27 protein-coding genes and 1 pseudogene are annotated in these 25,192 nt (G+C 62.1%); 19 read left to right on the forward strand and 9 right to left on the reverse strand.

Going from position 1 to position 25,192, the window contains the following annotated elements:
• Positions 1-21: 21 nt before the first annotated feature.
• Positions 22-549 carry a GNAT family N-acetyltransferase gene (locus tag V1292_RS19415; protein WP_334374310.1) on the forward strand — a complete coding sequence of 176 codons (528 nt, stop codon included), beginning with the start codon at positions 22-24 and terminating at the stop codon, positions 547-549.
• 130 nt (positions 550-679) lie between these two features.
• Here the strand turns inward: V1292_RS19415 and V1292_RS19420 are convergent, their stop codons facing one another.
• Positions 680-1,339, reverse strand: coding sequence for a TetR/AcrR family transcriptional regulator (locus tag V1292_RS19420; protein ID WP_334374311.1), 660 nt, complete (start codon positions 1,337-1,339; stop codon positions 680-682).
• A 226-nt stretch (positions 1,340-1,565) separates the two neighbouring features.
• Here V1292_RS19420 and V1292_RS19425 point away from each other — a divergent pair, with 226 nt between their 5' ends.
• From V1292_RS19425 to V1292_RS19445, 5 genes are all read left to right on the forward strand, one after another.
• Positions 1,566-2,108, forward strand: a complete 543-nt coding sequence (locus tag V1292_RS19425; protein ID WP_334374312.1) for an OsmC family protein — start codon at positions 1,566-1,568, stop codon at positions 2,106-2,108.
• 35 nt (positions 2,109-2,143) lie between these two features.
• Positions 2,144-3,268 (forward strand): acyl-CoA dehydrogenase family protein, encoded by a 1,125-nt coding sequence (locus tag V1292_RS19430; protein ID WP_334374313.1) that lies wholly within the window; start codon positions 2,144-2,146, stop codon positions 3,266-3,268.
• Between the two features lie 50 nt (positions 3,269-3,318).
• Positions 3,319-4,197, forward strand: a complete 879-nt coding sequence (locus V1292_RS19435; RefSeq protein WP_334374315.1) for a sulfurtransferase — start codon at positions 3,319-3,321, stop codon at positions 4,195-4,197.
• Between the two features lie 174 nt (positions 4,198-4,371).
• Positions 4,372-5,229, forward strand: coding sequence for a dienelactone hydrolase family protein (locus tag V1292_RS19440; protein WP_334374316.1), 858 nt, complete (start codon positions 4,372-4,374; stop codon positions 5,227-5,229).
• 176 nt (positions 5,230-5,405) lie between these two features.
• Positions 5,406-6,017, forward strand: coding sequence for a hypothetical protein (locus V1292_RS19445; protein WP_334374317.1), 612 nt, complete (start codon positions 5,406-5,408; stop codon positions 6,015-6,017).
• 573 nt (positions 6,018-6,590) lie between these two features.
• Here the strand turns inward: V1292_RS19445 and V1292_RS19450 are convergent.
• Entirely contained in the window at positions 6,591-8,513 is a 1,923-nt protein-coding gene (locus tag V1292_RS19450; protein ID WP_334374318.1) for a sigma 54-interacting transcriptional regulator, read from the reverse strand.
• A gap of 167 nt (positions 8,514-8,680) precedes the next feature.
• Here V1292_RS19450 and V1292_RS19455 point away from each other — a divergent pair, with 167 nt between their 5' ends.
• The 4 genes from V1292_RS19455 (at position 8,681) to cynS (ending at position 12,558) form a co-directional block, all read left to right on the forward strand.
• A complete protein-coding gene (locus tag V1292_RS19455) occupies positions 8,681-10,063 on the forward strand; it encodes a CmpA/NrtA family ABC transporter substrate-binding protein (protein ID WP_334374319.1) in 1,383 nt (460 codons plus the stop codon).
• A 166-nt stretch (positions 10,064-10,229) separates the two neighbouring features.
• Positions 10,230-11,069 (forward strand): nitrate ABC transporter permease, encoded by an 840-nt coding sequence (gene ntrB, locus V1292_RS19460; RefSeq protein ID WP_334374320.1) that lies wholly within the window; start codon positions 10,230-10,232, stop codon positions 11,067-11,069.
• A 5-nt stretch (positions 11,070-11,074) separates the two neighbouring features.
• A complete protein-coding gene (locus V1292_RS19465) occupies positions 11,075-12,001 on the forward strand; it encodes an ABC transporter ATP-binding protein (protein ID WP_334374321.1) in 927 nt (308 codons plus the stop codon).
• A gap of 68 nt (positions 12,002-12,069) precedes the next feature.
• Positions 12,070-12,558 (forward strand): cyanase, encoded by a 489-nt coding sequence (gene cynS / locus V1292_RS19470; RefSeq protein WP_213285820.1) that lies wholly within the window; start codon positions 12,070-12,072, stop codon positions 12,556-12,558.
• A gap of 109 nt (positions 12,559-12,667) precedes the next feature.
• On the opposite strand, the gene V1292_RS19475 is transcribed toward cynS, so the two are convergent.
• A complete protein-coding gene (locus tag V1292_RS19475; RefSeq protein ID WP_334374322.1) occupies positions 12,668-13,480 on the reverse strand; it encodes an isocitrate lyase/PEP mutase family protein in 813 nt (270 codons plus the stop codon).
• A 119-nt stretch (positions 13,481-13,599) separates the two neighbouring features.
• On the opposite strand from V1292_RS19475, the gene V1292_RS19480 reads away from it, so the two are divergent.
• Positions 13,600-14,517, forward strand: a complete 918-nt coding sequence (locus V1292_RS19480) for a LysR family transcriptional regulator (RefSeq protein WP_334374323.1) — start codon at positions 13,600-13,602, stop codon at positions 14,515-14,517.
• Between the two features lie 113 nt (positions 14,518-14,630).
• Here the strand turns inward: V1292_RS19480 and V1292_RS19485 are convergent, their stop codons facing one another.
• Positions 14,631-14,954 carry a DUF1476 domain-containing protein gene (locus tag V1292_RS19485; RefSeq protein WP_334363628.1) on the reverse strand — a complete coding sequence of 108 codons (324 nt, stop codon included), beginning with the start codon at positions 14,952-14,954 and terminating at the stop codon, positions 14,631-14,633.
• Between the two features lie 334 nt (positions 14,955-15,288).
• On the opposite strand from V1292_RS19485, the gene purC reads away from it, so the two are divergent.
• Genes purC through V1292_RS19510 form a run of 5 tightly spaced genes read left to right on the forward strand, consistent with a single transcriptional unit; the run spans position 15,289 to position 18,246 of the window.
• A complete protein-coding gene (gene purC / locus V1292_RS19490; protein WP_008974302.1) occupies positions 15,289-16,056 on the forward strand; it encodes a phosphoribosylaminoimidazolesuccinocarboxamide synthase in 768 nt (255 codons plus the stop codon).
• Positions 16,057-16,077: 21 nt separating this feature from the next.
• The gene (purS, locus tag V1292_RS19495) at positions 16,078-16,320 is read left to right on the forward strand and encodes a phosphoribosylformylglycinamidine synthase subunit PurS (protein ID WP_334374324.1); all 243 of its coding nucleotides are present in this window, start codon (positions 16,078-16,080) and stop codon (positions 16,318-16,320) included.
• An 11-nt stretch (positions 16,321-16,331) separates the two neighbouring features.
• Positions 16,332-16,586 (forward strand): hypothetical protein, encoded by a 255-nt coding sequence (locus V1292_RS19500; RefSeq protein ID WP_334374326.1) that lies wholly within the window; start codon positions 16,332-16,334, stop codon positions 16,584-16,586.
• The gene (purQ, locus tag V1292_RS19505; RefSeq protein ID WP_334374328.1) at positions 16,583-17,284 is read left to right on the forward strand and encodes a phosphoribosylformylglycinamidine synthase subunit PurQ; all 702 of its coding nucleotides are present in this window, start codon (positions 16,583-16,585) and stop codon (positions 17,282-17,284) included. The genes V1292_RS19500 and purQ overlap by 4 nt, the downstream gene beginning before the upstream one ends.
• Before the next feature lie 8 nt (positions 17,285-17,292).
• The gene (locus V1292_RS19510; RefSeq protein ID WP_334374329.1) at positions 17,293-18,246 is read left to right on the forward strand and encodes a tripartite tricarboxylate transporter substrate-binding protein; all 954 of its coding nucleotides are present in this window, start codon (positions 17,293-17,295) and stop codon (positions 18,244-18,246) included.
• Between the two features lie 47 nt (positions 18,247-18,293).
• On the opposite strand, the gene V1292_RS19515 is transcribed toward V1292_RS19510, so the two are convergent.
• From V1292_RS19515 to V1292_RS19525, 3 genes and pseudogenes are all read right to left on the reverse strand, one after another.
• Positions 18,294-18,608, reverse strand: a complete 315-nt coding sequence (locus V1292_RS19515) for a hypothetical protein (protein WP_334374330.1) — start codon at positions 18,606-18,608, stop codon at positions 18,294-18,296.
• A gap of 198 nt (positions 18,609-18,806) precedes the next feature.
• A pseudogene (locus V1292_RS19520) lies at positions 18,807-19,767 on the reverse strand (DMT family transporter).
• Positions 19,742-20,230, reverse strand: a complete 489-nt coding sequence (locus tag V1292_RS19525; RefSeq protein WP_334374331.1) for a PaaI family thioesterase — start codon at positions 20,228-20,230, stop codon at positions 19,742-19,744. The pseudogene V1292_RS19520 and the gene V1292_RS19525 overlap by 26 nt, the downstream one beginning before the upstream one ends.
• A 161-nt stretch (positions 20,231-20,391) precedes the next feature.
• Between V1292_RS19525 and purL the strand changes: the two genes are divergently transcribed.
• Positions 20,392-22,599 (forward strand): phosphoribosylformylglycinamidine synthase subunit PurL, encoded by a 2,208-nt coding sequence (purL, locus tag V1292_RS19530; RefSeq protein WP_334374332.1) that lies wholly within the window; start codon positions 20,392-20,394, stop codon positions 22,597-22,599.
• A gap of 95 nt (positions 22,600-22,694) precedes the next feature.
• Here purL and V1292_RS19535 read toward each other — a convergent pair whose 3' ends face one another.
• Entirely contained in the window at positions 22,695-23,879 is a 1,185-nt protein-coding gene (locus V1292_RS19535) for an acyltransferase family protein (RefSeq protein WP_334374333.1), read from the reverse strand.
• A gap of 183 nt (positions 23,880-24,062) precedes the next feature.
• Between V1292_RS19535 and V1292_RS19540 the strand changes: the two genes are divergently transcribed.
• Positions 24,063-24,236: a DUF1328 domain-containing protein gene (locus tag V1292_RS19540; protein ID WP_028349982.1), complete on the forward strand. Its 174-nt coding sequence runs from the start codon at positions 24,063-24,065 to the stop codon at positions 24,234-24,236.
• 145 nt (positions 24,237-24,381) lie between these two features.
• On the opposite strand, the gene V1292_RS19545 is transcribed toward V1292_RS19540, so the two are convergent.
• Positions 24,382-24,741, reverse strand: coding sequence for a DUF427 domain-containing protein (locus V1292_RS19545; RefSeq protein ID WP_334374334.1), 360 nt, complete (start codon positions 24,739-24,741; stop codon positions 24,382-24,384).
• 184 nt (positions 24,742-24,925) lie between these two features.
• Between V1292_RS19545 and V1292_RS19550 the strand changes: the two genes are divergently transcribed.
• Complete coding sequence (locus V1292_RS19550; protein WP_065728623.1) at positions 24,926-25,180, forward strand: BolA family protein; 255 nt, start codon at positions 24,926-24,928, stop codon at positions 25,178-25,180.
• The last annotated feature ends 12 nt before the right edge of the window (positions 25,181-25,192 follow it).

Raw genomic sequence — 25,192 nt, forward strand, 5'->3', positions numbered from 1 at the left:
GGATCATGTTATCAATTTTGAATGGATAAGAGCTTTAGAATAAGACGAGCTTCTCAAGATGATGCCGGTGAAGTCGCCCGGATTCATATCGAAGCCACTCGCGCAGCCTACCGTGATATCTATACAGTCGAGTACCTCAACGGCCTTTCGGTTGAAGACCGTGCTTACCGCTGGGTTGAAAAGGATAAGGGTCATCTGGCGATTGGCCGCCCGTTCGGTGTGTTCGTGGCATTTGACAACGAAGTGATGATTGGTTTTGCGGACGTCGGACCAACTAATGAGAATGGTGTCGCGGAACTTTACGCGATTTACCTGGATCCCGATTATATTGGGAAAGGCGCAGGCAAGGCTCTCTTGGAGGCGTGCGCTGACTACGCTGCCAGCAATGGCTTTAAAGCCATGACCGCAACCGTATTAAGCAGAAATTCTCTGGCACGCGCATTTTATGAGCGCTCAGGTGCGCGAGCGGTAACAGAGACCGAAAGATTGATAGAAACAGGCGGGACCAAGGAAACGGTCATTTCTTATCTTTGGGCAAATTTGCGCTGATGGACAGGCCGACCGAAGCCCATTCCAACTAACCGTTCGGTGCGCAACTTCTGCTTCGGGTCACAAAAGGCGCAATTCTGGCGTGACCAACGCGGACATCTTTGGTTTTACGAGTAGCGCCCTAGCCGCCTCAGACGGCGACAAGCTCCGCTGGGTTACCGGCGCGTTTCGGTTTCCTCACCTTCGACGACCCGAACAGATTTCCCGCGGCAAGCCCCGCGGTATCCGCGACGCCGGGATCGCGCGTGACCATGGCGGCGACGATGGCGCCGTCTATTAACAGCGCGAGTTGATGGGCGAGCACCTGCGGCTCGGCCGCGCCCATTTCACTTGCGAGCTTTTCGATGTGCGCCAGCACCACCTTCTTGTGGCGCAGCGCGATGTTGCGGAACTGCTTGGCGTCCTTGTCGTGCTCGGCCACCGCATTGATGAACGGGCAGCCGTAGAAGCGCTCTTCGGCGAACCAGCGCTTCAGCGCCGGAAAGATCCGCTTCAGCTTCGCCTGCGCATCGCCGCCGCCGTCCTCCATCGCGCCGATGAACCATTCGCGCCAGGCCTTGCCTTCGCTTTCCAGCACGGCGTTGACGAGGTTGGTTTTCGATCCGAACAATTTGTAGAGCGTGGTTTTGGCGGTGCCTGCCTCGTCGATGATCGCGTCGATGCCGGTGGCGTTGATACCGTTCTTGCAGAACAGATGCGTCGCCGCGCTTAGCAGGCGGCCGCGCGCGGACTCCTCGTCGCCTGCGGCCGACGCCGCGACAGCTTTCCGCTTGGAAACTGATTTGCCCATGCGCCGCAGTTAATCGGAGCGCGGCGCAATCATCAAGCCGCATCTTTGCGCCGAAAATAATCGCAAGCACGCGGCAATTGCTTCGCGCCTGAGCAGCACGGCGCTGACCAATTTGCGGGCAGGCGCACTAAGCGACGAGAGACGTTCGGCTTTTGATTTCGACCTGATCTGGCACGCTTCATGCAGGAAACAGAACGTTCGGTATCCTACCCAAGGGAGAGAAATGATGACCGCGGTCGCTCAAAAAACGGTGCTCACGGGCTGCCTGGCCCCGATCGACAAGAACGGGCTCGATCAGCTCATCGCCAACGGCAAGGCCAATCCGAAGGTCATCAAGACCTTGAAGTGCAAGACGGTGGCGGAGGGCAAGTTCCGCCACGCCAACTACATTCGCAATCTCGCGCCCTACATCGTCGACGAGCCGCCGGGCTTGCTCGGCGATGACACCGCGCCCAATCCTTCCGAAGCCTCGCTCGCCGCGCTCGGCTCGTGCCTTGCGGTCGGCCTGCACGCCAACGCCGTGCACCGCGGCTGGATCGTCAACAAGCTCGAACTCGAGCTGGAGGGCGACCTCAACATTACGGCGGTGTGGGGCACCGGCGACGTCAGCGAAAAGCCGGTCGGCTTCACCGATGTGCGCGTCAAGATCGACATGGAATGCGAGGGCATTCCGAAGAGCGAGATCGATGCGCTGGTCGCCCACGTCAAGAAGTGGTCGCCGGTCGCCAACACCTTTACGCGGCCGGTCAATCTCGAAGTCAGCGCATAAGCAGTCGCAACAAGCACTGGGGTGCGGAGGTTCTCATGGGTTCGGTGGCGGTATCGCGGCTCGCAGTTGCCGAAGATCTCCCGGCGGCATCGATCGTGGATCAGGTCGCGGCGATTGCGCGTAGAGAACTCGCACCCCAGGCCGCGGCCATCGACGAGGGCACCGTCTATCCGGATGCGTTGCTGCGGCGGCTCGGGGACGCCGGCGCGTGGAGCAGTCACCAGCCTGCGGATGGCATGGCGGACCTGCGCTGCGCCATTCAATCGATCTCGGCGCTTGGAGAGGTCTGCGGCGCCACCGCTTTCATGGCGTGGTGCCAGAACACGCTGGTCTGGTACGTCTCGAATTCGGACAATCCAAAACTCGTTGCCAAATTCGCCGGCAAGTTTGCCAGCGGAGAGATGCTCGGCGGCACCGGGCTCTCCAACCCGATGAAGAGTTTTTTCGGAATCGAGAAACTCAAACTCAGGGGGCGCAAGGTCGAGGGCGGTTACGTCGTGCGCGGCGCGCTGCCCTGGGTGTCGAACCTCGGTCCCGATCATTTCTTCGGCACCATCTTCGAGCGCGAGGACGAGGGCGGCGGCATCGCGATGTTCCTTGCCGATTGTTCGAACCCCGCGATCACGCTGCAGCCCTGCAAACCATTTCTCGCGATGGATGGCACCGGCACCTATGCCGTGCAGTTTCGGGACGTCTTCGTGCCGGATGAGTTGATCCTTGCCGAACCGGCGGGACCGTTCGTGAAGAAAATCCGCGCCGGTTTCATCCTGCTGCAGGCCGGCATGGCGCTCGGCCTGATCAAGGACTGCATCCAGATCATGGACGAGGTCGACGCGCCCTTGAGCCATATCAACCGCTATTTGCCGCAACAGCCTGCTCAATTCCGCGAACTCCATGCCGAGTTCGAGAAGGAGACGATGGCGCTGGCGCGCGACCCCTACAATTCCGACGATAGCTACTGGCGCCGCGTCATTGCGCTGCGGCTCCGGCTCGGCGACGCCAGCGTCGCGGCTGCGCATGCGGCGATGCTTCATTGCGGCGCGCGCGGTTATTTGAAGAGCCACCGCGCCCAGCGGCGGCTGCGCGAAGCCTATTTCGTCGCCATCGTTACGCCCGCCACCAAGCAGCTTCGCAAGATGCTGGCCGGCGATGAGCACTAAGGGATTTCCGATCGACTCGAACCAGCAACCACGAACAGGAGAGGCCTGCCATGACGGACGTTCTGATTACTGCCGGCGAACTCGCGGAATTCCTCAAGCAAGAGCCGTGTGTCGTCATCGACACCCGCAATCCGGAAGGCTACGGCGCGGGGCATCTCCCGAACGCCGTCAACGTCCATGAAATCTTCACTTACCTGGCGACCTCGACGCCGGAAGGTATTCACGAACTGAAGATGAAATTCGCCGACGCGTTCGGCGCCGCCGGGCTTTCGGGCACGGAGACCGCGGTCATCTACGAGCAGTCGATGAATTCCGGCTTCGGGCAGTCCTGCCGCGGCTACTATCTGCTGACCATGCTCGGCTATCCCAAGGTCAAGGTGCTGCATGGCGGCTATGATGCCTGGATGGCGGCGGGCCTGCCGGTGACCACGGAGGTGCCGTCGCCGGTGAAGGCGTCATTCGCGATCGTGCCTGAAGCGGGCGACATCCTGATCGACGCCAAGACCATGCTGGCCGCCGTCGGCAAGCCCGGTATCGCCTTGCTCGACGTGCGCGACATCGACGAGTGGATCGGCGAAAGCTCTTCACCTTACGGGAAGGATTTCTGTCCGCGCAAGGGACGCATCCCCGGCGCGGTCTGGCTCGAATGGTACCGTATGATGAAGCCGACCGCGGAAGGGCCGCGCTTCAAATCCAAGAACGAAATTTTGGCGGAATGCGCCACCGTCGGCATCACGCAGAGTACGCCGGTCTATCTCTACTGCTTCAAGGGCGCGCGCGCCTCGAATACGTTCCTCGCGTTGAAGAACGCCGGCGTGAAGGATGTGCGGATGTATTTCGGCTCCTGGAATGAGTGGTCGCGCGATCCCGCGCTGCCGATCGAGGAGGGGCTGCCGATGGAGGCCAAGCTCACCACCAAGGCGGCGTGAGGAGGCGTTTGATGATTGCAGTCTGGTCCAGCCGGGTCAGACTGCAACCTTGCTCAGTCTCGTTCGCAGTACCGGCTTAGTGGCTCAAACAAGGGACGTCTGGCAGTTCCTGGGGTGGAGGGGCCGACATATTCCTGTTACGTTTGCCTCGATTTTGCAGATGGGCGAACGCAAATGGACACGCGAGTATGTCTCGGCTTGGCAGTAATCGTTACATGCCTTTGCGCAAACCCCATCGCCTCGGCGCAGGAATTGGTCAGGTTTGAAAGTGCTCCAGTCCACCTTGGTCAACTCCAGCAGCGCTTGGCGCGCGAGCGTGGCGAAGCGCCGAGGGCGGCGGAAACGATTGAAGGCTATCTTTCAAAACCTGAGGGCGAGGGCCCATTCGCCGCCATTGTATATCTCCATGGATGCGATGGACTTTCGAAAGATGCTCCAAAGTTCATCGCTGAGTTCATGACCGGCTTGGGCTATGTGTCACTTGCCGTGGATAGCTTTGCGACCCGTGGCATCAAGGACGCGTGCGCCAAACCGATGCCTGCCCTGATGCTTGCCCGCCAAGGTGATGCGCTGGGCGCTCTCTCCTATCTTTCCAAACTTCCTTTTGTCGATCCTCAACGCATCGCTGTTCAGGGAGGATCGATGGGCGCAATGGTTGCGCTTCAGTTAGCGTCGACCCATCACCTCGAAACCTTCGCCGCCCCGCGCGATCTGAAGTTCAAGGCCGCAGTGGCCTACTATCCTTTGTGCGGTGTTGCTTCAGAGGAGCTCATCGTTCCTACGTTAATCCTGATCGGCGAACTCGACGACTGGACACCCGCAAGGGACTGCGAACTTTGGATGAAGCGGCGGGCCGACAGGGGCGCACCTGTTAAGCTGGTCGTCTATCCCGGCGCCTATCACGCCTTTAACGTGCCGGCCTTCGCCGACGGCAGGGAAATGTTCGGGCACTGGCTCAAGTACGACGGGAAAGCGGCCAGGAGTGCGGTCCAGGAGATGCAGAGTTTTCTGGCTGCTCAATTCTCCCGCTGAGTGACCGTCAACCTGAGCTCGACTCGAAGTGATCCGATTTTCAGGTTTCGCGTGGTTCGGAGGCGCTCACTGCCTGCGATCTCGATGCATTGCGCGAACTGGAACCGCGCCATCGCGTCGCTCTGGCGTTCTCGATCTCCGCTGCGTATAATCGCGACGCAGTCGGGTGGTCGCGGATGTCGATGTCTTCACGCAAATTCGGTCTCGTATTGGTCGCGGCGACGCTGTGCCTTGGCGCGCGCGCCGCTCATGCCCAGGCCTCGCCGGTGAATTACTGGATTCCGGGCTGGCCGATGGGTTTCAGCGGGGAGGCGAGCGAGAGTCCGAACGCTTACGGCAATTTTCCGAGCTTCGACTTCCGCGACGTCGGAAACGGCTCGTCCTATGCGCGCTACAATTTTTCGAACGGCTTTTTTGTGGGCAGCCAGCGCAGCAGCATGGGCCTGAGCGGCATCAGCCAAAGTGCGTTCGGCGGGTTCGGCTCGCTCTATAGCGAAGGCGTGCAGTTCGGCTACAGCTTGAAGAACAGCGGCTTACCCGTCACCTTCTATGCCGGTTTCGACACCCTGAAATACAATACCGGCATCGGCGGCCCATTCGCGCCGTTCGATTCCAAATCCGGCACGCTGCCGATCTCCAGCGTGAATGCCGGCGTCGAATTCCAGGCGACGTCGAATCTCAGCCTGTCGCTCGGCGTCGGCTACGTCCAGCAGTCGGGCCGCCTCGATAGCGAGTTCAACTCGCTGCCCGGCGCGTCGTCGTTCGCCGTCGGCGGCCGCCGCTACTAGGGCATGGGCTCGCAGTTAAGTCAGGTCCGTTTTACTCTCGGAAGGCGATTATCAAGCCAACATTGATGCGTGTTGCCTTTGGGCAAGAGCCGACATCGACAATTAATAGGCACCAACTCAGCCAGCCGTGCCCCTATACGGGGTACCGCCATTTCAGAGCGCGTCGCACGGTAACTAATGCCGCAGTATTCGCCAGTATGCTGAACCAAAGAAGAGTTGGAACTGACAACGCGAACCAAATGTGGATCACGTAAGCGATCTGCGCGATGAGGCTGACAAGCAGCCCAACCGAAGTCCAGCCAAGAAGTGTTCGGGGTGCGTAGTCAGAGGTACGGCCGATCAAAAGGTCCGCGATCCATGTTGCCAAGAATTCCATTCCTAGATACTCGCGCTACCTACCCAAGCTGTTAGTGACGCTGGCCGTCCTTGTGCGCCTGATGAACTTTGACGTCCCCCAGAGCTGAAGCGTAGCGCGAACACGTCAAACAGCGTGCGCTAGAATTGATAAAGTTTTAATGGCTCCCAGTAACTGACGTGCCGTGGGAAGTCGACGTTTATGAGTACACGCCCCAACTAGCCCGCCAAGCCACGCGCGCTCGCAATCCCCAGCGCCTTGATGCGGGAGGCCAGCGTGGTCGGCTTGATGTCGAGCATCTCGGCGGCGCCGCCGGGGCCGAACACCTTGCCGGAGCAGGCCTGCAGCGCCGCCAGAATGTTGGCGCGTTCGTGCGCGCGCATTTCCGTTGCCGTCATGACGGTCGGCCGGGCGTCGGCTTTCTCGCGCGCCGCGCCGGAGGAGGGTGATGTGCCCGATACATCGGGCAGGTCGATGCGCAGGCGGCCGTTCTGGGCGAGGATCGCCGCGCGCTCGATCACGTTCTGCAGTTCGCGGACATTGCCGGGCCAGTCGTAGCGCGCAAGCCGGCGGGCATCGCCTTCCGACAGGCGCAGGTCGGATTTCAGCGCCTTGCTCTCGCGCGTCAAAAAATGCTGCGCCAGCAGCGGAATGTCCTCGCGCCGCTCGCGCAGCGGCACCGATTCCACCGGAAAGACGTTGAGGCGGAAATAGAGGTCCTCGCGAAACCGGCCGCGTTGCACTTCCTGCTTGAGATCGCGGTTGGTGGCGGCGATCACGCGCACGTCCACCGCGCGGGTGCGCTCTTCGCCGACGCGTTCGAAATTACCCTCTTGCAGTACCCGTAGCAGCTTGCCCTGCAACTCCAGCGGGATTTCGCCGACCTCGTCGAGAAACAGCGTGCCGCCGTCGGCGAGCTCGAACCGTCCGATGCGGTCGCGCATCGCGCCGGTGAAGGCGCCTCTGATATGGCCGAAGAACTCGCTCTCAAAAAGTTCGCGCGGGATCGCCGCGCAGTTGACGCGGATCAGCGGCCGGTCGCGGCGGCTGCTCGCTTCATGAATGGCGCGCGCGATCAATTCCTTGCCGGTGCCGGATTCACCCGTAATCATCACGGCGGCGGTGGTCGGCGCCACCAGCTTGACTTGGCGCAGCGTCTTCTGGATCGCCTCGCTCTGGCCGATGATGCCGCGCGGGTTGGTCTCGATGCGGATTTCTTCCTGCAAATAGGCGTTTTCCAGCTCCAGTCGCTCGCGCAAGCGATCGACTTCGGCAAGCGCTGCATGCAGCTTCGCGTCGGCTTCGCGGCGCTGGCTGACGTCGCGAAACACGATGACGGCGCCGACCACTACGCCGCGGTCGCGGATCGGCGTCGAAGTGTATTCGACCCAGACCGGCGTGCCGTCCTTGCGCCAGAACACCTCGCCCTCGACCTGGTGCACGGCGCCGTCGCGAAATGCCGCGTAGATCGGGCAGTCGTGATCGGGATAGTGCCGCCCGTCATGATGGGTATGATGCACGATCGGGTGGATTGCCTTGCCGACCAATTCTTCCGCACCCCAGCCCAGCATCCGCTCGGCGGCCGGATTGACGAAGGTGGTCTTGCCTTCCGCGTTCACGCCGTAAATGCCTTCGCCGGCGGCGCGCAGGATGAGCTGGTTTTCCCGCTCGATGTCCTGAAACACCCTTTCGACCCGCTGCCAGGTCGCGATCCCGCCGCGCATATGGTCTTCGGCCGCCGCGTCGACATAGCGCCGACGGCGGGCCTCGAGATCGCTCATGGTGAGCAGCACCAGTGAGCGGCCTTCGCCCGGCACGAGTGAGCCGGCATATTCCAGGCGCAGGCTTTGCCCGGTCGCGTGGCGCGGGGTCAGCGCGTTGGTCCAGTACGCGCCCTTGTTGAGCACGGCCTGCGTGAACACGATGAGCGCCGGCAGTTGTCCGGCATGCAGTGTGCTGGCCTTGGTCTGGCGCAGCAAGGCGCGGTCATAGCCGAGCAGGGTGCAGGCCGCCGGATTGGCGTCGAGGATCTGGTCGGCATGGGGATCGAGCAGCAGCGCGGGCTCGATCGCGAACTCGAAGGCGGCGGCGCGCAGTTCAGCGTCCTGCGGCGGGGCGGTTGAGCCGAGGGCCAGATCCATCCGAACGCTACTCCGAAATCTCGTAATTCGACTACGACATTTCGTGTATCACGAATTTTCGTAGCCGCCAACGTCAGCAGAATCCCTGTGATCTCAGAGCCATCGCCGCAGAACGGGGCTGGCATGTGCCTTGCTTAATTAGGGTGCAACGTCGCGCAGGAGGGCTGATGTCTACCTTCGACAATCCATTCGATCCCAACCGCCGCCTTCATGCCGGTGGCTGTAGCTGTGGCCAGCATGTCAGCGAGGCCGAGCATCAGGCCGCCCAACTGCAGGTCCAGGCCGCCATCGAGAGCGAGCAGCAGCGCTACGAAGGCGTGGTCGCCTCCGCCGTAATGCGCGCGATGTTCCCGCAGGACGTCGCGCGCCGCGCGTTCTTGAAGTCGGTACGCGCGGCAACCGCAGCGGCAGCGCTATCGCAATTCTTCCCGCTCAAGACGGCGACCGAAGCGTTCGCTGCTGGCGGCCCGCTGGAAAAGAAAGACCTTAAGGTCGGCTTCATCCCGATCACCTGCGCCACGCCGATCATCATGGCCGCGCCGATGGGGTTCTATGCCAAGAACGGCCTGAACGTCGAAGTGATCAAGACCGCCGGCTGGGCGGTCATTCGCGACAAGACCATCAACAAGGAATACGACGCCGCCCACATGCTGTCGCCGATGCCGCTCGCCATCACGATGGGCGCCGGCTCCAATCCGATTCCCTACACCATGCCGGCCGTGGAAAACATCAACGGCCAGGCGATTACGTTGTCGATCAAGCACAAAGACAAGCGCAATCCGAAGGACTGGAAGGGCTTCAAGTTCGCGGTGCCCTTCGACTACTCGATGCACAATTACCTGCTGCGCTATTACCTTGCCGAGCACGGCATCGATCCCGATGCCGACGTGCAGATCCGCGCCGTGCCGCCGCCGGAAATGGTCGCCAATCTGCGCGCCGACAACATCGACGGCTTTCTCGGGCCCGACCCGATGAACCAGCGCGCGGTGTTTGACGGCGCAGGCTTCATCCACATCCTGACCAAGGATATCTGGGAAGGTCACCCGTGCTGCGCCTTCGCCGCGTCGAAGGAATTTGTCACCTCGATGCCGAATACCTATGGCGCCTTGCTCAAATCGATCATTGAAGCCACCGCGTACGCGCACAAGGCGGAGAACCGCAAGGAGATCGCGGCGGCAATCGCGCCGGCGAACTATCTCAACCAGCCGCCGATCGTGCTGGAGCAGATTTTGACCGGCACCTTCGCCGACGGGCTCGGCAACATCGTCCAGCAACCGAACCGCGTCGATTTCGATCCGTTCCCGTGGCAGTCGTTTGCGGTATGGATCATGACCCAGATGAAGCGCTGGGGCCAGATCAAGGGCGACATCGACTATGCCGGCATCGCCGCGCAGGTTTATCTCGCCACCGACGCCGCCAAGCTGATGAAGGAAGCCGGACTGACGCCGCCCGCCGCCACCACCAAGAGTTTCTCGGTGATGGGCAAGACGTTCGATCCTGCGAAGCCGGAGGACTATCTCGCCAGCTTCAAGATCAGGAAGGCGTCGTGATGAGCGATGCTCTCGTGTCCCGGACGCAATGCAGCGCGCAGCACAGCGTGCGGAGCGGTGCATTGCTGAGCCGGGACCGCCTCACGCGCGGTGGGTCCCGGTTCTGCGGAGCACCACTGCGCTGCGCTTCGTGCTGCGCCGCGCCCGGGACACGGAGCTTGTCGTCATGACCTCATCCCTCCGTTTCCGTGCGGCCGTCGTCTCGATCGTGCTGTTCGCGGCGTTCCTCGGCATCTGGCATCTCGCCACCCGCTCGACGGGCGCTGTCGGCAACATGTCGCCGGAATACGCCAAGCTGATGGGGCTGACGGCCACCCAAGGCAAATCGGCGATGCCGGGGCCGCTCGATGTCGGCGCGAAATTGTGGGAGCACCTCAGGCAACCGTTCTATGATAACGGGCCGAACGACAAGGGGCTCGGCATCCAGCTCGGCTATTCCATCGCGCGTGTCGGCCTCGGTTATTTTCTCGCCGTGATCGTCGCCATCCCGCTCGGCTTTTTGATCGGGATGTCGCCCTTGATCAGTAAGGCGCTCGACCCGTTCATCCAGGTGCTGAAGCCGATTTCGCCGCTGGCCTGGATGCCGCTCGCGCTCTACACCATCAAGGATTCCTCGATCTCGGCGATCTTCGTGATCTTCATCTGCTCGGTGTGGCCGATGCTCTTGAACACCGCGTTTGGCGTCGCCGCGGTGCGCAAGGAATGGATCAACGTAGCGCGCACGCTGGAAGTCGGCACCGTCAGGCGCGCCTTCACCGTGATTCTGCCGGCGGCGGCACCGACGATCCTGACGGGCATGCGGATTTCGATCGGCATCGCCTGGCTGGTGATCGTCGCGGCCGAGATGCTGGTGGGCGGGACGGGCATTGGCTACTTCGTCTGGAACGAGTGGAACAATCTCTCGATCACCAACGTCATCATCGCCATCCTCATGATCGGCATCGTCGGCATGCTGCTCGACCAGATCCTGGCGCGGTTTACGCGCATGGTCACGTTCCCGGAGTGATGGCGATGACCGACAAATTCATTTCCATCGAGGGCATCGCGCGGCGCTATCCGGGCGCGGGTGGCGGCGAGACCACGATTTTCGAGGATCTATGGCTGTCGATGAAGCGCGGCGAATTCGGCTGCGTGATCGGGCATTCCGGCTGCGGCAAGACCACGGTGTTGAACATCCTGGCCGGGCTCGACCAGCCGAGCGAGGGCGCCGTCATCGTCGACGGGCAGGCCATTGAAGGCACGAGCCTTGATCGCGCCGTGATCTTCCAGAGCCATGCGCTCTTGCCATGGCGCACGGTGCTCGGCAACGTCGCTTATGCGGTGACCTCGAAGTGGCGCAACTGGGATCGCGCCAAGGTGAAGGCGCATGCGCAGAAGTTCATCGATCTGGTCGGGCTGACCGGGTCCGAGCACAAGCGGCCGTCGGAATTGTCCGGCGGCATGAAGCAGCGCGTCGGCATTGCGCGGGCGCTATCGATCACGCCGAAGATCATGCTGATGGACGAGCCGTTCTCGGCACTGGACGCGCTGACGCGCGGTACGCTGCAGGACGAGGTGCGGCGCATTTGCCTCGAGACCGGGCAGACGGCGTTCATGATTACCCATGATGTCGATGAGGCGATCTATCTCGCCGACAAGATTTTTCTGATGACCAATGGTCCGGGCGCCGTGTTGGCCGAGATCGTGGAAAATCCGCTGCCGAAGGATCGCGGCCGCGTCGATCTGCACCGCCATCCGCTCTATTACGCGGTGCGCAATCACATCGTCGATTTCCTGGTCAGCCGCAGCAAGACGTTTGCTGCCACCGTGACCGATCATGATCCGCGCAATGTGCCGGTCGTGCGGCCGGGCAAGCCGGAATTGGTGCTGGCTGCGGAGGCGGAGGATTCAATTGAGGCGTCATGGCCCAGCGTGGCCCGGCCATCCACGTCTGCCTAGGCAATGCGAAACAAGACGTGGATGCCCGGGACAAGCCCGGGCATCGCGGGTACATAAGGAGATAGGGCATGAAGCGCGAAGACCTCACAGAAAAGCTGCTCGACATCAAGCGCGAGAAGGGCTGGAGCTGGAAACACATCTGCGAAAAGATCGGCGGCTATTCGGAAGTGCTGATCGTCGGCGCCATCATGGGCCAGATGAAGCTGACGAAACCGCAAGCCGCCAATGCCGGCGAATTGTTCGGGCTGTCGAAAGCGGAAACTGCGATGCTCAACGAGGTGCCGATGCGCGGCACCGGCACGCCGATGCCGCCGACCGATCCCTTGATCTACCGCTTCTACGAAATGGTGATGGTCAACGGCCCGGCGTGGAAGGCCCTGATCGAAGAGGAATTCGGCGACGGCATCATGTCGGCGATCGATTTCGACATGGCATTGGAGCGCGTCGCCAATCCCAAGGGCGACCGGGTCAAGATCACGATGTCCGGCAAATTCCTGCCGTACAAATATTACGGCGCGAGTGGGAATGTGCCGGAGTATGGGTTCAAGGAGGAGTGACGTCTGCCTCCACCGTCATTGCGAGCGAAGCGAAGCAATCCATCTCGCGGCATAACGGAAAGATGGATTGCTTCGTCGCTTCGCTCCTCGCAATGACGGGGAGAGTTCATCACCCGAACGCCGCCCGCACTTCTCCGATCGGCGCCATGTCGCGTACATAGGTGAAGGCGCCACACTCCTTCATCTCACGCGCGCATTTTAGGAACGCCGCCAGTGCGTAGCGTTCCATCGCGCCGCCGACGCTGATGCGCTTGACGCCCGCGGCTGAGAGCTGATCCACCGTCAGCGTCGGATCGGCAAATCCCATCACCAGGTTGAACGGCTTGCCGACCGAAGACACTACGGTGCGGATCGTGCCGATGTCGTAGAGGCCGGGGGAATACAGGACATCAGCGCCTGCGGCCTCGAACGCCTGCAGACGCTTGATGGTGTCGTCGAGATCCTTGCGACCGTGCAGGAAATTCTCCGCCCGCGCGGTCAGCGTGAACGGGAAGGGCAGTGCACGCGCCACCTCGACCGCCGCCTGCACCCGCTCGACCGCGAGCGAAAAGTCGTAGATCGGCTTCTTCGGATCGCCGGAAAAGTCCTCGATCGAGCCGCCGACGCAGCCTGCTTCGGCCGCGCGTGCGATCGTCTTCGCCGCGGTCTTCGGATCGTCAGCGCCGCAATTCTCCAGGTCGGCGTTGACGGGCAGGTCGGTGGCTTCAGCAATCACCCGGCAGTTCTCAATGATGGCGTCCAAGCTCACGGTCGCGCTGCCAAGCGTATTGGCAAGCCCCAGGCTCGTGGTCGCGAGCGCCTCGAAGCCTATCGCTGCGAGCAGCTTTGCGGTGCCGGCGTCCCAGGGATTGGGGATGATGAACGCGCCGGGCCGCGCATGCAGCGCGCGAAACGCATCGGCTTTTTCCGTCTGACTTCGCATCGGCAATCTCCGCTTCGTTTGTTGGTCGGCTCTGGTTGGCGACGAAACTAGCGGGCTATCTGCCATCAGCCAAATTTGTTATTTCTCTAGGCATCATCAGCTTTTTGCATGGACGAAACATGGACAGCGATGCGCTTCTCACCTTCCTGACCATTCATCGCCGCGGCGGCATTTCGAATGCCGCGAAAGCGCTGCACCGCTCGCAGCCGGCGATTTCGCGACGTATTGCGCTGCTGGAGCAGGAGCTCGGCGTGCCGTTGTTCGAGCGGATCGCGGGGCGCACGACGCTGAGTGACGCCGGAAAAGTGCTGGTGCCTCATGCGGAGCGCGCGGTGGCTGCGGCCCAGGATGCGGAGAATGCGGTGCGCGCACTGGCGCGGCCGAATTTGGGACCGGTCGCGCTCGCCGTCGTCGGCACGCTTGCCGGCGGGCGGCTGTCGGCGGTTCTCAGGCGCTTCGCGGCCGAGCATCCCGAGGTCGAATTGAGCCTGCGTACCGCGACCAGTGCGGAGGTCAGCGACATGGTTCGGCGCGGCGAAGTGACCATCGGCCTGCGCTATGATCGCGACCGTTCACGCGACCTCGACTGCGAATTGCTGCTCTCCGAACGGCTGCAGGTCGTATGCGCGCTGGATCATCCGCGTGCCGGCCGCCGGATCGCAAAGCTCGCCGAACTGCGCGGCGAGCGCTGGATCGCGTTTCCGGTCGTACCGGGACGGCGCGAGATCACGGCCGCGCACGTCTTTGCGCTGTTCCAGATCCACGGCCTCGGCGAAATCGACTGGACGCCAGTCGACAGCTTGACTGCGCAGAAGCGCCTGGTCGAAGCCGGCCTTGGCATTGCGCTGTTATCGGAGAGCAACGCTGCAGAGGAACTGCGACACAAGACGATTTCGACAATCGCCGTGCGCGATCTCAAGGCAAGCCATGACGTCGTCACAGTAACGCGCCGCGGCGGCTTCCTGAGCGCGGCGGCGCAGCGCTTGCTGGAGATCGTGCGCAGGGAATATCGCGGCACGAAGGCGTTCGGATGTTAGCACCGTCATTCCGGGATGGTCCGAAGGACCAGACCCGGAATCTCGAAATTCCCCGATGCGCAATTGCGCATCTGAGATCGCCGCTTCGCGTCGTCCGGAATGACGGTGAGGTGTCAGTTCCCCGCCTTCACCTGGGCGGCGGCAACCGCAATCAGTTCGTCCATCTTGACGCGAACTTCCTGCGCGGTGACGGCGACGCCCTTGGCGGTAAGATCCTTCACCACCTTGTCCTGGACGTCCTTGTCGCCGGCTTGCTCGAAGTCGGCCGCGACCACTTCCTTGGAATAGGCGGTGGCGGCATCGCCCGACAGCCCGAGCTTTTCCGCTGCCCAAAGACCGAGCAGCTTGTTGCGGCGTACCTCAGCCTTGAACTTCTGCTCCTCATCGAGGGCGAATTTCTTCTCAAAACCTTCCTCGCGCTTGTCGAAAGTGGTCATTCTTCGGTTCCAATCCCCGCAAACGGTAAATAAGGCCGCGTTGTCGCGGCCCGATGGACTACCTAGATAGAGGGGGCGAATCGGTAAAACAACGGTCCGTTAAGCCGCAGGCAATCGGGATAAGTTGGGCCCAATCGGGCCGGGTCGATTGTGCTGGATGGGCCAATCGGATAGGTTGCCATCAGGCTAGGTTCTTGTTCTGTTTCCGGTCGCTTAGTTCAGGACGCCGTTAGGTTCAAGACCTGGCCTTCACGGCAGCTCCGTCGTGGTCGCAAACCCTTGTCATCCGGAGCACACCAATTTCATGGATTTCAACAAAACACGGTACATCCCAATGAGCCGTCGACGCCGTATTTATGAAGGCAAGGCCAAGGTCCTGTATGAAGGTCCGGAGCCGGGAACCCTGATCCAGCACTTCAAGGATGATGCGACCGCGTTCAATGCGAAGAAACACCAGGTGATCGAGGGCAAGGGCGTCCTCAACAACCGGATTTCGGAGTACCTGTTTCAGCACCTCAACGACATCGGGGTGCCGACCCATTTCATCCGCCGCCTCAACATGCGCGAGCAGTTGATTCGCGAGGTCGAGATCGTGCCGCTGGAGGTGGTGGTGCGGAACGTCGCCGCCGGTTCGCTGTCGCAGCGCCTCGGTATCGAGGAGGGCACCCAACTGCCGCGCTCGATCATCGAATTCTATTACAAGAACGACCAGCTCAACGACCCCATGGTGTCGGAAGAGCACATCACCGCGTTCGGCTGGGCGACGCCGCAGGAAATCGACGACATCATGGCGCTCGCCATCCGCGTCAACGACTTCCTCACCGGACTGTTCCTGGGGATCGGGATCCGCCTGGTCGATTTCAAGATGGAATGCGGCCGTCTGTTCGAGAACGAGATGATGCGGATCATCGTCGCCGACGAAATCTCGCCCGACTCATGCCGGCTGTGGGATATCAAGTCGAACGAGAAGCTCGACAAGGACCGTTTCCGCCGTGATCTCGGCGGCTTGCTTGAAGCCTATACCGAGGTGGCGAAACGTCTGGGCATTCTGATGGAGAACGAGCGCCCGGCCGGTTCGGGTCCGGTGCTGGTGAAGAGCTAAAGAACAACTGGGGCAAATCTCGTGAAGGCACGCGTTACCGTTACGTTGAAGTCCGGCATCCTCGATCCGCAGGGCAAGGCCATCGAAGGCGCGCTGAAATCGCTCGGCGTCGATGGCGTCGCCAGCGTCCGCCAGGGCAAGGTGTTCGACATCGAACTATCCGGCTCGGACAAGGCCAAGGCAGAGGCGGCATTGAAGGATGCCGCCGACAAGCTGTTGGCGAATACGGTGATCGAGAATTACGCTATCGAGATGAAGGCTTAGGGGCTGAGACAATGGCCGACGTGACGATGGAGCCGATGTTTGAGGTGTTGAAATCGGTCCAGGCCCGGCTTGCCCAGGTCGATGGCAAAATTGATGAACTCACGCAAGCAACTCAGGCGCTGCGAACATCGCAGATCGGCATTCGTCAGGAGATCACGAGCGTCTTTCAGGAGATTTCGGGCGTACATGCAACTCTAGTTCGCCATGAAGGTCGACTTGATCGCATCGAGAAGCGTCTTGAGCTGAGCGAAGTGCCGCACACATGAAATCAGCCGTTCTCGTCTTTCCCGGAATCAACCGCGAGCGCGACATGGCGCGCGCGCTCAAGCTCGTCTCCGGTGAGGAGGCGGCGATGGTCTGGCACGCCGACACCGCGCTGCCCAAGGGCACCGATTTGGTGGTCGTGCCCGGCGGGTTTTCCTATGGCGATTACCTGCGCTGCGGCGCCATTGCCGCGCGCGCGCCAGTCATGGATGCGGTGCGTAAGTATGCGGCCGATGGCGGCCTCGTGCTTGGCGTCTGCAACGGTTTTCAGATCTTGTGCGAAGCAGGCTTGCTGCCCGGCGTCTTGATGCGCAATGCGCGGCTGAAATTCGTCTGCAGGGACGTGCATCTGCGAGTCGAGCGCTCGGATTCGCCGTTCACGCGCGGCTACAATGCCGGCCAGGTCATCCGCGTGCCGGTCGCGCATGGCGAGGGCAATTATGAGGCCGATGAAGAAACCGTGAAGCGGCTGGAGGGCGAGGGGCGGGTGCTCTACCGCTACTGCACCCCTGAGGGCATCGTCGACGAGGAGTCCAACATCAACGGCGCCGCGCAGTCGATCGCCGGCATCGTCAACGAGCGCGGCAACGTGCTCGGCATGATGCCGCACCCGGAAAACCACGTCGAAGACATCATGGGCTGCACCGACGGCCGCGGCCTGTTCGCGGGCCTTGCCGCGCATCTGCAAAAAGCCGCGTGAGGTTCCTGGTGTCGCGCCTGACGATTGTCGTTGTGGCGCTACTATGCGCCGTGGCAGCCCACGCGCAGGATTATCCCAAGCGTCCCATCACCATGATCGTGCCGTTCGCGGCCGGCGGCACCTCCGACGTGATCGCGCGTGTGGTCGCCGAGGAGATGACCAAGTCGCTCGGGCAGCCGATCGTGATCGAGAATGTCGCGGGCGCCGGCGGCTCGACCGCGCTGACGCGTGCCGCGCGGGCGGAAGCGGACGGCTACACCATCGCGATCGGCAATGCCGGCACCAGCGCCGCGACCTATACGATCTATCCGAAACTGCCGTTCACGCCGGAATCCTTCGTGCCGATTGCGGTGGTAGCGAAAACCTTCGGCATCGTCGCGTTGCGCAAGGATTTCCCCGCCAAGAACCTGCAGGATTTCATCGCCTATGCGAAGAAAAATCCCGGCAAAGTCAACCTCGGCCATGCCGGCGTCGGCTCCTCGAATTTCCTGATCTGCAAGAGCTTTGTGCAGGCCGCCGGCATCGACGTGACGCTGGTCGGCTATCGCGGCGCGGCGCCGGCGCTGACGGATGCGATCGGCGGCCAGATCGACGGCGTCTGCGACGCGGCCGCGTCGGTGTCGCAGGCGATCGATGACAAGCTGGTAAGGGGCCTCGTCGTCGGCTCAACGGTGCGGCTTGCAACCTTGCCCGGCCTGCCGACTTCCTCCGAGGCCGGTCTTCCCGAATTCGAGGCGCAGGGCTGGAACGGCCTGTTCGCTCCAAAAGGCACGCCGCCTGCGATCATCGCGAAACTGAACGCCGCCGCCAGGACCGCCGTCGAGAGCGAGGCGGTGAAGAAGCGTTTTCACGATCTCTCCACCGTTGCGCCCGACGCCAACGAGCATGCGAGCGAAGTGCTCGGCCAGTTGGTGACGCGGGACGTCGAGAAATACAGGAAGCTGCTGGAAGAGAAGAAATAGCAGCGGCGACCATGTGATAAAAAAGCCCCGGTGAGCGGGGCTTTTTGTTATCGGCCGGTGGCCGAACCCGGCCCCGTCGGCGACAGGGTCGAACCGCTCGGTGATGGGTTGATGTGGGTGTTCCCTGACGGGTTCGCTGGACTGTTTCGGCCGGCTGCTGTACTGCCGGCATCGTTGCTCATACCGGTGGTGGAATTACCGCCCGTTCCACTTCCGGCGGTCGTTCCGCTGGTGGAGGATCCTGCCGCACCACCTGCCGCCGCGCCACCCGTGCCCGAACTTCCGCTGCCGCCGGCTTGCGCAAGGGCAAAGGTATTCGTGAATGCCAGCGCCATGGCCAATCCGATTGTTGCGAGTTTCATGATTGCTCCTTTTCTTGCTGCGTAACGGCGCAACACGATGCGCTTGCGTGCGTTCCAGTGTGTCAATCATCGTTGATTGCTGTTCCACCACCGTTCCCGCAGGCGAAATGCGACGCGCGCCGAAATATTCGCGCGAAGCCCAGGCGGAGTGGCTTTCGCTCGCCGAGAAACAATTGTCGACTTGAACGCTGGCGGCTTTCATCCGCCTCTCGGCTTCCCGCGCAGGCGCTCGATCCACTTGCGATATTGACCGCGCGGGATAGTCATCGCGGCGACGCCCGCCATCACCAACACGAGGCCGAGCGCCAGATTCGGCGGCACGGGTTCGCCGAGCAGCAGAACTGACAGGCCGACGCCGATCGGAATTCGCAAGTATCCCTGCGCATTGGTGGTCAGTGTGCCGAGCCGCGTCAGGCACATGTAGAACAGCATCAGCCCGAAGGCGCTCGAGAAGATGCCCATCGCGGCGGTCGCAACCAGCGCTTCAGTCGTCGGCCGCAGGGTCCAGGGATGATCGACGATCAACGCGAGCGGCAACAGCACCGTGCCGCCGAACAACAGCGAGCCCGCCGCCACCACCATCGGGTCGTAATCGGTCAGCTTGAGCCCGAAGATCGTGGCGCAGGCGAACGAGATGGTGGCGATCAGGATGACCATTTCGGCAAAGAGGTTGCTGGAGAGCCCGCCGAGCGTATCGAGGCCGATGGTCACGGCCGTACCGGCCAGGCCCAGAATGGCGCCGATCAGCTTGAGCAGCGTCGCGGGCTCGTGCCGCGTGACGGCCCAGGTGATGAGGAAAGCGAAGATCGGTGTGGTCGAGGCCAGCACCACGGTCGGCGCCGCCGCCACATATTGCTGCGCCCAGGTGATCATCAGGAAAGGAATCGTCGAGTTGATAGTCTGCTGGAACGCAAACAGCCTCCAGGCCTTGCCGTCCGTCGGCAGCCGCAAGCCGCGGGCACGCAGGATCACCAGCAGAAAGCCCGCCGCGATCAGCGAGCGCGCCGAGATGAACGGTGACCGGCGGGATCGAGCCGAGACCGATCTTGGTCAGCGGATAGGTCGAGCTCCAGCAGCACGCCAGCGCGAGCAGCAATGCATAGTCGCGCCAGCCGCGACGGGCCTGTGGCGCGTCAGGTGGCAACGGCGCCGGTGCCAGTCGGCTTCTTCCACTTCACCCGCTTGATCGTGCCCGAGAAGGTGAACAGCGACCGCTCGCCGGATTTCAGCACGCCGCGCAGGAAGATCAGCGAGCCGCCGGCGCGCGTGATTTCGCCCTCGCATTCGACCAGTTCGCCCTCGCGCGCGGCATCGAGAAACTCACAGGCAAACGATACCGTCACGCCCGGCCCTTCAAGTACGGAAGAGGCGATCGCAAACAGGCAGTAATCGGCGAACGACATGAAGCAGCCGCCATGGACGTTGCGCATGCCGTTGAGGTGCTTCTTCTCGACCCGGAACGCGCAGCGGACCTTCCCGTTTTCGTCCATGCGGTGCCAGAAAGGGCCGTTATGGGTCTCGAAACTGTCGCGGGTCCAGGTCCGCCAGCCGGCAAATTCGCCCTCGGTTTCGACATGCAGATCGGGGCGGCGGTGAAATGCATTTTGGGGGAGTTCGTTCACAAAAAATGACCTTCAATTCGATGTTTCAGCCCTTAAATCCGATCCGGGAACGATGTGCAAACGCCGATCCTGCAAAGCTCCCTTCGCAAAGCTCTGGACAGGACGGAAATGCGCCATAAAAGGCCTTTTCGCACCCCCTCGATCTTCCTATTAAGGCACCCATGAACGAGCCCCAGATCACCCCCGAACTCGTCGCCAGTCACGGTCTGAAGCCCGACGAGTATGAGCGCATCCTCAAGCTGATCGGGCGGGTGCCGACGTTCACCGAGCTCGGGATTTTCTCGGCGATGTGGAACGAGCACTGCTCGTACAAATCCTCGCGCATCCATTTGCGCGGCTTGCCGACCAAGGCGCCCTGGGTGATCCAGGGCCCGGGCGAGAACGCGGGCGTGATCGACATCGGGGACGGGCAGGCGGTCGTCTTCAAGATGGAGAGCCACAACCACCCGAGCTACATCGAGCCGTATCAAGGCGCGACCACCGGCGTCGGCGGCATTTTGCGCGATGTGTTCACGATGGGTGCGCGGCCTATTGCCTGCCTCAATGCGCTTTCCTTCGGCGCGCCGGAGCATCCGAAGACGCGCCATCTGGTGTCGGGCGTGGTGGCCGGCGTCGGCGGCTACGGCAATTCCTTCGGCGTGCCGACGGTTGGCGGGCAGGTGCGCTTCCACACCCGTTACGACGGCAACATCCTGGTCAACGCGATGGCGGTCGGCCTCGCCGAGACCGACAAGATTTTCTATGCGGCAGCCTCCGGCGTGAACATGCCGATCGTCTATCTCGGCTCCAAGACCGGCCGCGACGGCATTCACGGCGCCTCGATGGCGTCGGCCGAATTCGACGATGACTCCGCCGAGAAGCGGCCGACGGTGCAGGTCGGCGATCCCTTCGCCGAGAAGCTATTGCTGGAAGCCTGCCTCGAGATCATGGAAAAGGGTTGCGTCATCGCGATCCAGGACATGGGCGCGGCGGGCCTGACATGCTCGGCGGTCGAGATGGGCGCCAAGGGCGATCTCGGCGTCGAACTCGATCTCAACGCGGTGCCGACCCGCGAAACCGGCATGAGCGCCTACGAGATGATGCTCTCGGAAAGCCAGGAGCGCATGCTCATGGTGCTCAAGCCCGAGAAGGAAGAAGAGGCCGAGGCGATCTTCAAGAAGTGGGGGCTCGATTTCGCCGTGGTCGGCTACACCACGCCGACCAAGCGCTTCGTGGTCAAGCATGGCGGCGACGTGATGGCCGATCTGCCGATCAAGGAATTGGGCGACGAGGCGCCGGTGTATGACCGCCCGCACGTCCCATCCGCAGCCTTGCCGATGGTGCAGGCGCGCGAGGTGACGGCGCCGATCGGCATTTCGGCAGCGCTGGAGAAGCTGATCGGCACGCCGGAGCTGTGCTCGAAGCGCTGGGTCTGGGAGCAATACGACCACGTCATTCTGGGCAATACCGTGCAGCGTCCGGGCGGCGATGCTGCGGTGGTGCGCGTCGAGGACGGGCCGAAGGGGCTCGCGCTCACCGTCGACGTGACGCCGCGCTATTGCGAGGCCGATCCGTTCGAGGGCGGCAAGCAGGCCGTTGCCGAAGCCTGGCGCAACATCACCGCGGTCGGCGGCCGGCCGCTCGCAATCACCGATAATCTCAATTTCGGTAATCCGGAACGGCCCGAGATCATGGGCCAGTTCGTCGGCTGCCTGAAAGGCATTTCGGAAGCCTGCAGCGCGCTCGACTTTCCGGTCGTCTCCGGCAATGTCTCGCTCTACAACGAGACCAATGGCCGCGGCATCCTGCCGACACCCTCGATCGGCGGCGTTGGCCTGCTCGATGATTTCACGAAGTCCGCCACACTCGCGTTCAAGGCCGATGACGAGGCCATCCTGCTGATCGGCGACACCCAGGGCTGGCTCGGTCAGTCCGTTTACTTGCGCGACGTCTGCGGCCGCGAGGAGGGTGCGCCGCCGCCGGTCGATCTCGCGGCCGAAAAGCGCAACGGCGACGTGGTGCGCGGCATGATCCATGCCGGCACGGCGACCGCGGTGCATGACATCTCCGACGGTGGGCTGTTGATTGCGCTGGCCGAGATGGCGATTGCCGGCGGCATCGGCGCGCAGCTCTTGGCCGCGCCAGCCTCGACCGTGCCGCACGCCTACTGGTTCGGCGAAGACCAGGCGCGCTATATCGTCACCGTACCGGCGGCAGAGGCGGGCCTGGTGCTGGCGAAGATGAAGGGGGCGGGCGTTCCGTGCGCGCGGATCGGCACCACGGGCGGCGATGCGATCAGCATCACCGACCAGATTCCGGTTTTGATCAAAACGCTGAAGACGGCGTTCGAGCAGTGGCTGCCGGCCTATATGGGCGGCAAGGCGTCGTAGCGACGCCGCAACTTCGTAGCCCGCATGAGCGCAGCACATGCGGGGCCAGTGTCCGCGTGGCCCCGCATGTCGCTGCGCTCATGCGGGCTACAGGACTACAGCACCTTCGTCGCGCCGGGGATCTGCCGCAACGCTCGCGTCAGCGCCCAGCTTCCTGCGACCGTCAGCACGAATCCGACTGTCGCCTTCACGATCGCTGGCAGCTCATAATCGAACAGCCAGTATTGCAGCCACAGTGCGATCGGGTAGTGCACCAGGAACATGCCGTAGGCGTCCGCCTGCATCGGATCGAGCAGCTTGGCTGAGCCCGATTGCCTGAACCTCTGGAAAAAGGCCAGGATCAGAAACATGATGGCCACGCTGAAAACGGTGAAGCAGATGGCATAGAGCACTTCATACCAGTCCGGCAACGGCGACGGGTTGCCCAATATTTCGCGCTTGATGAAGATCAGCACCCACAAGAGGCAATACGGAACGATCGCCAGCACCATCCAGTCCCAGCTCACCTTCGCCATCCGGCCCTCTGCAGCGAGCAGCCCGCGGTCCATTTGCGCAACGCCGATGCCGGCACCGAAAAAGAAGTAGCTCGCATAGAGCATCACGCGCCCGTGCTGGACCGAGAACGGCCCGAACTCAAACCAACTGCTATGTCCGTAGTGAACCAGCCCGGGAATGTAGAACGCAGCGGTGACAGCAAGCATGACCGCGAAGAACACTGCGGGCCGGCGACGACCGTGCAGGGAGAGGCGGTTGATCGGATCGAGCAAGTTGGGTGACAGCCGATACAAGATGCAGGCCACCACGTCGAAAACGAGCAGGACCCAAAGGAACCAGATCGGCCCGCTCGGCCACGGGCCCTTCGTGATCATATTCCACCAGTATTCCGAAAAGCCGATCTCGGGATGGTGCCGCAGTGAGATGGCGTAGTAGGCGAGCGGAATGACCGTGAAGGCGCAGATCACGAAGGGTAAGCCAAGCCGAAGCAGGCGATCTGCCAAATAGCTCAGCGGTCCCTTCCGGGCGATACCGGACCAGGCGAACAGCCCCGACAGGAAAAAGAACATCGCCATGAAGAAACTGTCAGTGGCGAGCACGATCATGTCGAAGCCGAAGAATGACGTCGGATCGGTATGACCGAAATAGGTATAGGGGATGACGGCGTGGTGGAGCAGCACCACCAGCGTCAGGAAGGTGCGCGCGCGATCAAGCGAAAGGTTTCGCGATTTGGCTTGGGGCACTGCGCCCACGTCGGCATGCCCCACGGTGGAAATCGATGTCATGCGCGCCTCCCAGCCAGGCTATGTGGTCAAATGTTGCAGCGGGGAACCTGATTCAGCAAGGCCCAATCGAGCGCTGCCCAATCCGCCTATCCGGCGTGCACGGAACCGGCGGTGCAACCCGTCGTTAGGACTGGTGAATTTATGGGTCACCATTGGGCATGATCGAAGGTCGCGGAGCTCGTAATGACAATTCTCAAATGGGCGCTGATCTTCTTTCTGGTGTCGATCGTTGCCGGCATCCTCGGCTTCACCGGCATTTCGGAGGCCTCCGCCGACATCGCCCGCTTCCTGTTCTATGTCTTCGTCGTGATCTTCCTGGTGCTCCTGATCCTCGGGCTCACGATATTCAGGGTGTAGCTCAATGGTCGTCATTCCGGGGCGATGCGAAAGCATCGAACTACGGTGCGCAATTGCGCACCTGATAATCTCGAGATTCCCCGGTGTGCAATTGCACACCTGAGGTCTGGCGCTTTGCGCCATCCCGGAATGACGTCCTCGCTGACTACGCCACTTCCTCGATCGTCACCTTGTCCGGGTAGAACGCCAGATGGCCGGCGATCTCGGCCATGGCCGGGAAGGGCGTCTCGTAGGTCCAGATCGAATTTTCGAGGCTCTTGCCGTTGGCGTTGATGCTGAAATAGTTCGCGTCCCCCTTGTAAGGGCAGTGCGTAGTCCGCTCGGTCCGGGACAGTAACGCCATATTGGCATCCTCGCGCGGCACATATTGCACCGCCGGATAGCTGGCTTCCTTCAGGGTCAGCGCGCGGGTGGTATCGGCAATGACCACGCCGCCCACCGAGGCCCGGACGCGCTTGGGGTTTGCCGTAATCGTGATCGGATGGTCGGGACCGGGCAATTTCATGCTTTTGAGCCTCTTTTTGGTCCGCCCGAAATGATCGGGCGCGACGCGATCTCGCGGTGTCAAACGCTTCGGCCCGGAATATAGTGCCGCCAGGCGTGACCTAGAAGAGCGTACGCGCTAGGTTTGGCCGTCACGGTCGCGCGAGCCGGCCGTGATTCGAAACACCTGACGGAGACATGCTGGAATGCCGATGGATGCCCACGATATCGAGTCGATGATCAAGGCAGCTATCCCCGATGCCGAGGTGACGATCCGCGATCTCGCAGGCGATGGCGACCACTACGCAGCGACCGTGATCTCGGAGTCGTTCCGTGGCAAGTCGCGCGTGCAGCAGCACCAGATCGTCTACCAGTCGCTCAAGGGGCAGATGGGCGGCTTGCTGCATGCGCTGGCGCTGCAGACCGGGGTACCTGGCGGACCCGGGGTACCAGACAGCTAGTCCCCGACGGGC

The organism is Bradyrhizobium sp. AZCC 1719 (genome assembly GCF_036924525.1).
Classification (GTDB): Bacteria; Pseudomonadota; Alphaproteobacteria; order Rhizobiales; family Xanthobacteraceae; genus Bradyrhizobium.